Here is a 9983-nt window from a genome sequence, read left to right as displayed (position 1 = left end):
AAAAAATCGGTCTGACGATCAACTTGGCGGAAATTACTCATCACAACCACGCTGGCTCGAGCCAATATCAACCCTCGATAATGAATCTCATTCCAGCTCTCGGCTCAAGTCCGACAGGCTGCTAGGGCTCGAAGATCAGGCACGTCGTGGTGCCGTGGGCGAGCAGGCGTCCCTGCGCGTCCGCCACGCGTCCCTCGGCGGTGCCGACACGCCTCCCGTGGCTCAGCACGCTGCCCACGGCCGTGATCAACCCGGTCTGTGCCGTGATGGGCCGGGTGAAGGCGATCTTGAACTCCAGCGTCGTCTGCGCCCAGCCCTTGGCCAGCATCGTCTGCACGGCCAGACCCATGCATGAATCGAGCAGCGTCGCCGACAGGCCGCCATGCACCGTGCCTGCAGGATTGAAGTGCGTGCTGCCGGGCTGGGCCGTGATCACGACCTGGCCCGGCACGGCCGACGTGATGCGGTAGCCCAGCGTCCGGGCCATCGCGTTGTGCGGCAGCCTGCCGTCGACCATGGCCTGCACGAACTCAAGCCCGCTGAGCGCCCGCTGCTCGTCGGGGCTCACCACGCCGTAGTGTACGTCGTCTGGTGCCGCTGACATCGGCTTCTCCCTCCCTCACGCCGACCCGATGCGGCGGGCATGGAACTCGACCGAGAGGCGCCAGGTCACGCCGCCGTCCGCCGACAGCTCGGCCCGCCAGACGAAGCTGTCCGGCGTGATGCGCGAGAAGCTCCAGCGCATCCGCTGGCCATCGGGCATCGTGCCGAGCTGGACGATATCGTCACCCTCCTTGCGACCCACCATCGTCAAGTATGCCTGCAGCACCGGATCGGTCCATTGGATGTGCCAGGCATCGATGCGCGGATCGTACACCCGCAGGGTCGAGCCGAAGGAATTGCCGTTGGCGGCGGCATCGCCGTGGCGCCCAGGCCCGCGCGGCGGCACGATCCATACGTCCTGGATGGCACGCCCTTCGAGGACCCAGCCGAAATGCCATTCACCGGGACGCCGCCATGACGAGCCGTCGTCGCGGAACCGCGTCACGTCCAGCGCCCAGGAGCCGATGAGCCAGCCGTAGAGATCCATGCTGCCGCCACGGTCAGGCGACGGACCGGCTGCGTGCAGGGCGTCGAGGAAGGCAGGCATTGGTGTCGTCATGGGCTCACCCCTGGGCCAGCTGGCGGTCCAGCGTCTGCTTGATGGCCTTGGCGCCCTGCGCCTGCATCGCCGCGATGGACGGCGCCAACGCGTCGGGCAGCAGGTCGATGATCCAGATGAAGCGGCTGCGTTGCGCGCCCTCGGCAAGGACTTGCGCCGAGGCGCTGTAATGGGTCGCACGGCCGTCGACGATGGCATAGGCCAGCCGGTGATGCGCATCGTCGATATCGACCAGCAGCTCGCGCGCTTGCATGCCGTTGAAGAACGTGACGATCCGCGCATCCGGGCCGTCGAGGCGGCAGTCGACGACGAAGCCCGGGACAAGGCGCTGGTGCAGCGCACCGAAATCGCGCAATGCGGCCCAGGCGTCTTCGGCCGGCGCGTTGATGGGGATGTCCTGGCGCAGGGAAGCCATGGCAAGTCTCCTCGATGGGGCGGCGGTTTGCGTCCGCAATCCTGGCCGACGCCCGAGGGCGTCGCTCGCGGGTTCCGGACGTCCTCACCGTAGAGGCGCCGCCGGCGCCGATCTTGGAGAAACTTGCTGAAGTGCCGCTGCGTCCGATCCGGTTGCGGCGCCTCGGGCGCGCCGCAGCGCGGTTCAGCCCTGCATGAAGCCGTTGATCTCGGGCGTGCTGGCTGTCGTGTCGATGTAGCCGAACGTGCCCTTGTCCTTCACTTCCTGCGCCGCTGTCATCAAGCCGCTCATGGCGGCGCGGTAGAGCGACGTGGCGAGGCTGATGCGGCGCACGCCGGCGGCGGCAAGATCAGCGACCGTGAACGACTTGCCCCTGATGCCGACCATGAAGTTGAAGGGCTTCGTCAACGCGCCGCAGACGGCCTTGACCGCTGCGAGGTCGGGCAGGCCCGGCGCCATCAGCACGTCGGCGCCGGCCTTCTCGTAGGCCTGCAGGCGCTTGATGGTGTCGTCCAGGTTGGGGTTGCCGCGCAGGAAATTCTCCGAGCGTGCCGTCAGCGTGAAGGCGAAGCCCAGCGAACGCGCCGCTGCGACCGACGCCGTGACGCGTTCGACGGCCTCATCGAACGCGTAGAGCGGCCGGTCCTTCTCGCCGGTGGCGTCCTCGATCGAGCAGCCTACCAGGCCGGTCCCGGCGGCCAGCCGCACCGTCTCGGCGGCGAAGGCGGGCGCATGGCCGAAGCCGTTCTCGAGGTCGGCCGACACGGGGATCTCGACGGCACCGGCCACGGCCCGGCAATGCGCCAGTGCCTCGTCGCGCGTCACCTTGCCGTCGCGGCGTCCCAGCGTTCCGGCGAAGGCGCCGCTGGACGTCGCCAGCGCCTCGAAGCCGAGCCCGGCCAGGATACGGGACGATCCGGCATCCCATGCGTTGGCGATCACGAAAGCGCCGGGCCCCTGGTGCAGGGCGCGGAAGCGGTTGGCCTTGTCGCTCTGGCTGGCGGTCATGATCCCTCCTGATGCTGCGGTTGGCGCAACGTAGCGCGGGCGGCCGCCGCTGCCGACGGCCAATCCGTGCCGGCCGAGCGGGCCATTGGCGCCGTCAGCTGCGGCGCCGTGCCTTGGCCGGCGGCGCCGGTGCCGCGCCGCAGATCAGCTGCACGCCGGCATCGGCGGTCGCGCGCAACGATGCCGGCGGATCCCCGGCCCGGGACCGCAGCGCCAGCGTATGCAGGATGGCGGATGCGATCTTGGCCAGGGCGGCAGGGTCGGCGTCGGCAGCGATCTCGCCTTGCGCCTGGGCGTGGCGCAGGCGCGCCTCGAACTCGCCGTCGAACAAGCGCAGTCCGGCGCTGAGCTTGGCCCGCACCTCGGGATCGCTCACCGCCTCGGTGGTGGCCGTGCCGATCAGGAAGCATCCCAGGGCCGCATCGCCCGGCGGCAGGTACATCGACAGCGCGCGTTCGTAGAGCTGCCGCAGCACCTTGCGCACCGGCTGCTCGCGATCGAGGACCGCCACCATCGCCCGGCGGCCGTTGTCGATGTAGCGGTCCAGGGTCGCCAGGTAGAGCGCGCGCTTGTCGCCGAACGCGCCATAGAGGCTCGGCCGGTTCATGCCGGTGGCGGCGCTGAGGTCGTCGAGCGACGTGCCGGAGAAGCCGGTGCGCCAGAACGCATCGGTCGCCTGCGCCATCGCCTGCTCCGGGTCGTAAGCCCGCGGTCGGCCGCGTGGGCGTTTCTCGTATTTTTGTACCATTTAGAACAATATCCGTTGACGCCTCATATTTATGTCCAATACAGTACACAAATCAATACAGGAGGGATCGACCATGAACCTGTACTTCTCGCCGCTCGCCTGCTCGCTCGCCACCCGCATCGCCATCTACGAGGCCGGCGCCGACGCCCGCTTCACCAGCGTCGACACGCGCGCCAAGCGCGTAGAGGACGGATCGGATTTTCTCGCGGTCAATCCGATGGGCCAGGTGCCGGCGCTGCGCACCGATGAAGGCTTCGTGCTGAGCGAGAACACGGCGGTGCTGCAATACGTCGCCGACCGTTTCCCGGCGGCGCAGCTGGCGCCACCGACGGGCGCCGAGCGGGCACGGCTGCAGCAATGGCTCGGGTTCATCGGCACGGAGCTGCACAAGGCGCTGTTCGTGCCGCTGCTGGACCCGATGGCCTCGGCGGACGTCAAGGCCTATGCCCGCGCCAAGGCGGCGCTACGCCTGGGCATCCTGCAGGACCGTCTCGCGGCACACGAGTTCCTGCTCGACCGGTTCACGGTGGCCGATGCCTATCTCGTCACCGTGCTCAACTGGGGCCAGTACAGCGGCATCGACCTGGCGCAGTGGCCGGCCGTGCGTGACTACTACCAGCGGCTGCTGAAGCGCCCTTCGATCGTCAAGGCGGTCGGCGAGGAATTCGATCTCTATCGTGCCGAGAAGGCACGGCAGGCCAGGGCGGCGGCCGCCAGCTAATACCTGGAATCGTTGATCGCCGACATACCTGTCATCCCGAGCGCAGCGAGGGATCTCCTGCGAGGGACGCGCGGTGCGCCATTCACGGGAGATCCCTCGCTGCGCTCGGGATGACAGTCACGACTCACTTTTTGCCGATAGCCTGTACAGGTGTGCGGACAACGCTGGCACCAGCCGTTCCCGTAGCGCCGCACGCTCTGCCCGCGCCGCTTGGCGAAAGCGGCGCGGCGGCACGCCGGCCACGCGGTGGAATGTGCGCACGAAGTTCGACAGGTCGGCGAAGCCGGCAGCGAAGGCGATATCGGTGACCGACCCGCCGCCATCGGCCAGCAGGCGCGCGGCGCGGCGCAAGCGCGCACGGATCAGGTATTGATGCGGCGTGACGCCCAGCACCTGCGCGAAGAGGCGCAGAAAGTGGAACGGACTGACACCGGCCGCCTTGGCCGCCAGGTCGAGATTGACCGGCCCCTGGGCGTGCTGGTCGATCCACAGGGCGGCGTCCACGGCACGGCGGCGGTCACGCGCCTTGACCGACATTGGCTTCCGGCTGCGTCCGCACGCAGTGTCGGCGAAACGCGCGACGAACATCATGCCGGCTTCGCTCAGGCCGATGTCGCTCTTGCCGTCGACGACGGCCTGCGCCAGCTCGCCCATCACCATCAGGCCGGGCAGCGGTGGCAGGCAGCCGGTCTGCCAGACTCGGTGGTCAGCGCCAGCCGCCTCGACCAGCGCCGGTGACAGCTGGAAGGACAGGCATTCATCGCCACGGACGTGGTGGTCGTGGGTGCACATGAACTCGTCGCCCGGGCGGCCGACCAGGACCGAGCCCGCCACCAGCTCGAATGCGGCGCCGCGCGCGTGATAGCCGAAGCTGCCCTTGCGTACGAAGGAGACGGAAAAGGCCTCGTGCAGCTCGACGAAAGGCATATCGCCCGGACCCGCCTCGCATCGGTAGTCGACGACCGTGATCGCTTCGCCCAGCGACAGCGTGGTGACAGCCATGGCTCCACCATGTTCCTAACTGCCTATCTGGTTATAGACTGTAGGAAGCGCCGTCCCGCTTGTCAACGCGGCTGCCGCCGACTCGGCTTGTCCTCAGTCGGCCGGCGACAGAACGAAGCCGGCGCGCGGGAAGTGCACGACCACCGTGCCGAGGCGCTCGCTGGTGCGGCGCACGGCGATCTCGTGCGCGTTGAGCGTTACCAGCTCGCCGGTCACGGGCACCTTGCCGGTGTCGTCGGGCGTCACCGACACGTGCGTGCCCGCCTTCAGTCCGCTCGGGTCGCCGTCGTCGACGCCGGCCGGCGTGTCCGGCTCGCTGCGCTCGGCGATGTCCAGCGCTTCGCCCGGCGCCATGTCGGTCGGCCGGCCGTTGCCGAAGCGGCCCAGGCGCTCGGCCCAGGCCACGACCTTGGGCACCTTGTCGAACGGCGGCACGGGCGCACCCAGGCGCTTGAGCACGAACCATACGGGATTGTAGACCGCGACGTCGGCCAGTGACGGCAGGCCGCCCAGCAGGAAGGCGCGTCCGTCCGCCAGCATGGACTCGACATGCGCCAGCCCGGCATAGAGCTGGTCGCGCGCCACCGGCGCCATGGCCTTGAGCCTCGACGGATCGACCGGCCGGCCCGAGAACGCGCTGCGGTCCTTGTGGAAGGCCTCGGGCAGCTGATCGCCGATCGCGCCCATCACGACGCCGACGGCCGACCAGAAGAGGGTGCGATCAGCCCAGAATGCCAAAGCTTCGGCCACGCCTTCGTGGCCGGCCGGAGTCAGCGGCAGCTCGGGATGGCGCCGCTGCAACTCGCGCATGATGATCTGGGTGTCGCAATAGATGTCGGCCCCGATCTGCATCACCGGCGTCTTGCGGTAGCCGCCGGTCAACGGCATCAGGTCGGGCTTGGGCATGATCACCGGGATCTCGACCGAGCGCCATGCCAGGTTCTTCAGTCCGAACGCCACCCGCACCTTTTCCGAGAAGGGCGACGTTGGATAGTGGTGCAGGATGATCTCGGCCATGTATGGTCCCCGGTCGTGGCGGTGGGCGCATGCTAGCGGCTTCGACGGCGCAAATCGAGGCTGACGCATGGGATTGACCGCATTGCGCCGAGAGCGTTCTATCCCCACCTAATCGATCTTTGGAGACCGACATGGCCGCATCGCCGGGCACGGCCACCGCCAACACCAAGACGCTGGTGCTGACCGGCGCCAGCCGTGGCATCGGCCATGCCACTGTCAAGCGCTTCGGCATGGCCGGCTGGCGCATCATTACAATCTCGCGACAGCCGTTCAGCGCGCTGTGCCCGTGGCCGGGCGGCGGCGAGAACCATGTCCAGCTCGACCTCGCCGATCCGGTCGATGTCGGACGCGGCATCGAGCAGATCCGCGCACGCCTGCAGGGCGGCCGGCTCGATGCGCTGGTGAACAACGCGGCGATCTCGCCCAAGGGCCCCGGCGGCGCGCGGCTGGGCGCCGTCGATACGCCGTTCGACCTGTGGCACCAGGTGTTCAACGTCAATTTCTTCGCGCCCGTCATGCTGGCGCGCGGCCTGATCAAGGAGCTGGCCGAAGCCCGAGGCAGCGTGGTCAACGTCACGTCGATCGCCGGCTCGCGCGTGCATCCCTTCGCCGGCTCGGCCTATGCCACGTCGAAGGCGGCGCTGGCGGCGCTGACCCGCGAGATGGCGCATGATTTCGGGCCGCACGGCATCCGCGTGAACGCCATTGCGCCGGGCGAGATCGATACCGCCATCCTGTCGCCCGGCACCGAGAAGATCGTGGCCGAGCAGATCCCGATGCGCCGGCTGGGCACGCCCGACGAGGTCGCGGACGTGATTCACTTCCTGTGCGATGGACACGCATCCTACGTCACTGGCGCCGAGATCCAGATCAATGGCGGCCAGCACGTGTAGCGGCATAGCGCCCCGGTCCGCAGATCAGGCTTGAGCCGGCGGTGAGCCGGCCCTAAAGCGGCGCTGACACGGTCGCGGCGCCATCGACATGCGGAATTGCGCTGCGGCGGCAACAAAGCATGGAGCAGAGGGTGACGAGGACGTTCAACCGTCGGCGCGCGCTGGGCGTTGGCGCCGGGACCTTGGCGGCATTGGCGACCGGCGGCGCTGCGGCGCAGGCGTGGCCGAGCAAGCCGATCCGCTGGGTCGTGCCCTACACGCCGGGCGGAATCACGGACTCCACGACACGTATCGTCACCGAGCGCCTGACGGCAGGCCTGGGTCAGAACATCGTGGTCGACAACCGGCCCGGCGCCAATTCGCTGATCGGCGCCGAGGCCGTCGCCAAGGCCACACCCGACGGCTACACGATCCTGACGGTGATCGCGGGGCACGCGGCCAATGCCACGCTCTACGCCGGCAAGCTCTCGTTCGATCCGGTGAAAAGCTTCGCGCCGGTGTCGCTGATGGGCATCGCGCCGGTGATCCTCACCGTCAGCAATGACTTCCCGCCCAAGGACGTCAAGGAGCTGATCGCCTACGCCAAGGCCAATCCCGGCAAGGTGTCCTTCGGGTCGTCCGGCGTCGGCGCCGCCGCCCATCTCACCACCGAGCTGCTGAAGCAGACGGCCGGCATCGAGATGGTGCATGTGCCTTATCGCGGCACGGCGCCGGCGCTGCAGGATCTGATCAGCGGCAACATCCAGGTCCTGATCGACGTGCCGTCCTCGATGATGCCCCAGGTGCGCGCCGGCAAGATACGGGCGCTGGCGATGTTCTCCAAGGAGCGCCTGGAGGCCGCCAAGGACGTGCCGACCATCGTCGAGGCCGGCGGTCCGCCGATCGAATCGTCGACCTGGATGATGGCCCTGGCGCCGGCCGGCACGCCGCCCGAGATCGTCGAGCGGCTGTCTAAGGAAGTGGCCAAGGTCGTGGCGCTGCCCGAGGTCAAGGAGCGCTTCGCCAGCATGGGCATCGTGCCGGCCGGCTATGACCCGGCGCGGACCGGCAAGTTCCTGGCTGACGAGGTGGCGCTTTGGGCCAAGGTGATCCAGACCGCCGGCGTCAAGCCTGAGCAGTGAACCAGGCGCGCCGCGCCCGGACATCAGTTTGCATCAACCGCGCTGGAGCGGCGCGCTCCAGCGCGGGGCGGGGGATCGCAAATGACCCCTCCTGTTATCCCGAGCGCAGCGAGGGATCTCCTGCGAAAGAGGCACGGTGCGCTATTCGCGGGAGATCCCTCGCTACGCTCGGGATGACAGAAAGGGTGGCAGCACGGCGTTACGCGATATGCAATCGCGGTGCAGCAGGCGGGGAGCATGGCGCGGCGATCACGCGGGCTGCCGCTCGGCCCCCAGGTCGGTGTCGCCGGCGCCCTGGTTGAGCTGCTGGTGCAGCCGCGTCTTGTCGAGCGCGTTCTCCCAGTTCGAGACGACCGCGGTCGCGACGCCGTTGCCGATCAGGTTGGTGAGGGCCCGCGCTTCCGACATGAACCGGTCGCGTGGTGACCACCTCGAAATAGAGCAGCGCCTTGGTGCCGACCCGGCCGACCTTCTTCATGTCCTCCATGCTGGCGATGCCGTGGACCACCGTGCAGAAGATGATCGGCGCGATCAGCATCTTGATCGTCTTGATGAAGGCATCCCGATCACGATCGCGCACTCGACCCCCGCCTTGCAAGCGCCCGGGACTCAGCGTAGGAAAGCCGGTCGCCTATGGGCCGTTCTCGCTGGTTCGAGGCAATTTCCGGAGAAAGGACAATGGGTTACAGACTCGCCATCGTCGGCGCGACAGGCAATGTCGGCCGCGAGCTCCTCAATATCCTCGCCGAACGCAACTTCCCGGCCGATGACGTCGTCGCGCTGGCCTCGTCGCGATCGGTGGGCAAGGAGGTGTCGTTTGGCGAGAAGGCGATCCTCAAAGTCCAGGACCTCGAGAAATTCGACTTCAAAGGCATCGACATTACGCTGTCGTCGCCCGGCGCCAAAGTATCGGCTGTGCACAGCCCGCGTGCCGCCAAGGCCGGCGCGGTGGTGATCGACAACACGTCGCAGTTCCGCATGGACCCGGACGTGCCGCTGGTCGTGCCCGAGGTCAACGCGCACGCCATCGCCGGCTGGACCCGGAAGGGCATCATCGCCAACCCCAACTGCTCGACCATCCAGATGGTGGTGGCGCTGAAGCCGCTGCATGACGCCGCCACCATCAAGCGCGTCGTGGTGGCGACCTACCAGTCGACCTCCGGCGCCGGCAAGGAGGCGATGGACGAGCTGTTCGGCCAGACGCGGGCGATCTACGTCAACGACACGGTCGAGCCGCAGAAGTTCACCAAGCAGATCGCCTTCAATGTCATTCCGCATATCGACGTGTTCATGGACGACGGTTCCACCAAGGAAGAGTGGAAGATGGTGGCCGAGACCAAGAAGATCCTCGATCCGCGGATCAAGGTCACGGCCACCTGCGTGCGCGTGCCGGTGTTCGTGGGCCATGCCGAGGCGGTGAACCTGGAGTTCGACCGTCCGCTGGACGAGACCGAGGCCCGCGCCATCCTGTCGAAGGCCAATGGCGTGGTGGTTGTCGACCGCCGCGAGCCCGGCGGCTACATCACCCCGGTCGAGGTTGCCGGCGACGATCCGGTCTATGTCAGCCGCATCCGCAGCGATCCCACGATCGAGAACGGGCTGAACCTCTGGATCGTGGGCGACAACCTGCGCAAGGGCGCAGCCCTGAACGCCGTGCAGATCGCCGAGGCGATGGTCAAGGGCCAGCATCTCAAGGCAGCAGCCTGATCGCTGCCGGGAAGCGCGGGCCGCACCCGCGCTTCTTTCGCAGGCCTATTGCAAGTGTGTGTTCGGGCGAGGAGGATCGGCATCGCAGTCCAGGAGACAGGCGATGACCGAGGTGAAGATCGGCGCGGCGAGAGTGAGCCGCATCGAGGAGAGCTACGAGCCGAATTTCGAGGCGGCGAAATTCTTTGC

At 67.8% G+C, this 9983-nt stretch carries 12 protein-coding genes and 1 pseudogene; 4 read left to right on the top strand and 9 right to left on the bottom strand.

Features of this window, described 5'->3' with window-relative positions; all coding sequences use genetic code 11:
• Positions 1 to 121 precede the first annotated feature (121 nt).
• The 5 genes from FHP25_RS40090 to FHP25_RS40070 form a co-directional block, all read right to left on the bottom strand.
• Positions 122 to 604: a PaaI family thioesterase gene (locus tag FHP25_RS40090; protein WP_147852619.1), complete on the bottom strand. Its 483-nt coding sequence runs from the start codon at positions 602 to 604 to the stop codon at positions 122 to 124.
• Positions 605 to 619: 15 nt separating this feature from the next.
• Positions 620 to 1162 carry a hypothetical protein gene (locus tag FHP25_RS40085; protein ID WP_147852618.1) on the bottom strand — a complete coding sequence of 181 codons (543 nt, stop codon included), beginning with the start codon at positions 1160 to 1162 and terminating at the stop codon, positions 620 to 622.
• 4 nt (positions 1163 to 1166) lie between these two features.
• The gene (locus FHP25_RS40080) at positions 1167 to 1577 is read right to left on the bottom strand and encodes an SRPBCC family protein (RefSeq protein ID WP_147852617.1); all 411 of its coding nucleotides are present in this window, start codon (positions 1575 to 1577) and stop codon (positions 1167 to 1169) included.
• Positions 1578 to 1760: 183 nt separating this feature from the next.
• Positions 1761 to 2585: an isocitrate lyase/PEP mutase family protein gene (locus tag FHP25_RS40075; protein ID WP_147852616.1), complete on the bottom strand. Its 825-nt coding sequence runs from the start codon at positions 2583 to 2585 to the stop codon at positions 1761 to 1763.
• A 94-nt stretch (positions 2586 to 2679) separates the two neighbouring features.
• Positions 2680 to 3270, bottom strand: a complete 591-nt coding sequence (locus FHP25_RS40070; RefSeq protein WP_218578995.1) for a TetR/AcrR family transcriptional regulator — start codon at positions 3268 to 3270, stop codon at positions 2680 to 2682.
• A gap of 136 nt (positions 3271 to 3406) precedes the next feature.
• Here FHP25_RS40070 and FHP25_RS40065 point away from each other — a divergent pair, with 136 nt between their 5' ends.
• The gene (locus FHP25_RS40065; protein WP_147852614.1) at positions 3407 to 4054 is read left to right on the top strand and encodes a glutathione binding-like protein; all 648 of its coding nucleotides are present in this window, start codon (positions 3407 to 3409) and stop codon (positions 4052 to 4054) included.
• A 117-nt stretch (positions 4055 to 4171) separates the two neighbouring features.
• Here the strand turns inward: FHP25_RS40065 and FHP25_RS40060 are convergent, their stop codons facing one another.
• Positions 4172 to 5056 carry a helix-turn-helix transcriptional regulator gene (locus tag FHP25_RS40060; protein ID WP_147852613.1) on the bottom strand — a complete coding sequence of 295 codons (885 nt, stop codon included), beginning with the start codon at positions 5054 to 5056 and terminating at the stop codon, positions 4172 to 4174.
• 93 nt (positions 5057 to 5149) lie between these two features.
• Positions 5150 to 6073 carry a glutathione S-transferase family protein gene (locus FHP25_RS40055; protein ID WP_147852612.1) on the bottom strand — a complete coding sequence of 308 codons (924 nt, stop codon included), beginning with the start codon at positions 6071 to 6073 and terminating at the stop codon, positions 5150 to 5152.
• A 131-nt stretch (positions 6074 to 6204) separates the two neighbouring features.
• On the opposite strand from FHP25_RS40055, the gene FHP25_RS40050 reads away from it, so the two are divergent.
• Positions 6205 to 6966 (top strand): SDR family NAD(P)-dependent oxidoreductase, encoded by a 762-nt coding sequence (locus FHP25_RS40050; RefSeq protein WP_147852611.1) that lies wholly within the window; start codon positions 6205 to 6207, stop codon positions 6964 to 6966.
• A gap of 131 nt (positions 6967 to 7097) precedes the next feature.
• Positions 7098 to 8087 (top strand): Bug family tripartite tricarboxylate transporter substrate binding protein, encoded by a 990-nt coding sequence (locus FHP25_RS40045; protein ID WP_218578993.1) that lies wholly within the window; start codon positions 7098 to 7100, stop codon positions 8085 to 8087.
• A gap of 249 nt (positions 8088 to 8336) precedes the next feature.
• Here FHP25_RS40045 and FHP25_RS42175 read toward each other — a convergent pair whose 3' ends face one another.
• Positions 8337 to 8495 (bottom strand): hypothetical protein, encoded by a 159-nt coding sequence (locus tag FHP25_RS42175; protein WP_231712646.1) that lies wholly within the window; start codon positions 8493 to 8495, stop codon positions 8337 to 8339.
• Positions 8488 to 8649, bottom strand: a pseudogene (locus FHP25_RS42170) (cation:dicarboxylate symporter family transporter); the annotation flags it as partial. The gene FHP25_RS42175 and the pseudogene FHP25_RS42170, both read right to left, overlap by 8 nt.
• 116 nt (positions 8650 to 8765) lie before the next feature.
• On the opposite strand from FHP25_RS42170, the gene FHP25_RS40035 reads away from it, so the two are divergent.
• Entirely contained in the window at positions 8766 to 9794 is a 1029-nt protein-coding gene (locus FHP25_RS40035) for an aspartate-semialdehyde dehydrogenase (protein WP_147852609.1), read from the top strand.
• The last annotated feature ends 189 nt before the right edge of the window (positions 9795 to 9983 follow it).

This window comes from Vineibacter terrae, from assembly GCF_008039615.1.
Taxonomy (GTDB): Bacteria; Pseudomonadota; Alphaproteobacteria; order Reyranellales; family Reyranellaceae; genus Vineibacter; species Vineibacter terrae.
Note: the sequence above shows the minus strand (reverse complement) of the source record. Positions and strands in the feature narration are given on the sequence as shown.

Excerpts from the sequence above, each read along its gene's own strand:
- FHP25_RS40090 (WP_147852619.1), bottom strand. The coding sequence starts at position 604 with ATGTCAGCGGCACCAGACGACGTACACTACGGCGTGGTGAGCCCCGAC.
- FHP25_RS40085 (WP_147852618.1), bottom strand. The coding sequence starts at position 1,162 with ATGACGACACCAATGCCTGCCTTCCTCGACGCCCTGCACGCAGCCGGT.
- FHP25_RS40080 (WP_147852617.1), bottom strand. The coding sequence starts at position 1,577 with ATGGCTTCCCTGCGCCAGGACATCCCCATCAACGCGCCGGCCGAAGAC.
- FHP25_RS40075 (WP_147852616.1), bottom strand. The coding sequence starts at position 2,585 with ATGACCGCCAGCCAGAGCGACAAGGCCAACCGCTTCCGCGCCCTGCAC.
- FHP25_RS40070 (WP_218578995.1), bottom strand. The coding sequence starts at position 3,270 with ATGGCGCAGGCGACCGATGCGTTCTGGCGCACCGGCTTCTCCGGCACG.
- FHP25_RS40065 (WP_147852614.1), top strand. The coding sequence starts at position 3,407 with ATGAACCTGTACTTCTCGCCGCTCGCCTGCTCGCTCGCCACCCGCATC.
- FHP25_RS40060 (WP_147852613.1), bottom strand. The coding sequence starts at position 5,056 with ATGGCTGTCACCACGCTGTCGCTGGGCGAAGCGATCACGGTCGTCGAC.
- FHP25_RS40055 (WP_147852612.1), bottom strand. The coding sequence starts at position 6,073 with ATGGCCGAGATCATCCTGCACCACTATCCAACGTCGCCCTTCTCGGAA.
- FHP25_RS40050 (WP_147852611.1), top strand. The coding sequence starts at position 6,205 with ATGGCCGCATCGCCGGGCACGGCCACCGCCAACACCAAGACGCTGGTG.
- FHP25_RS42175 (WP_231712646.1), bottom strand. The coding sequence starts at position 8,495 with ATGTCGGAAGCGCGGGCCCTCACCAACCTGATCGGCAACGGCGTCGCG.
- FHP25_RS40035 (WP_147852609.1), top strand. The coding sequence starts at position 8,766 with ATGGGTTACAGACTCGCCATCGTCGGCGCGACAGGCAATGTCGGCCGC.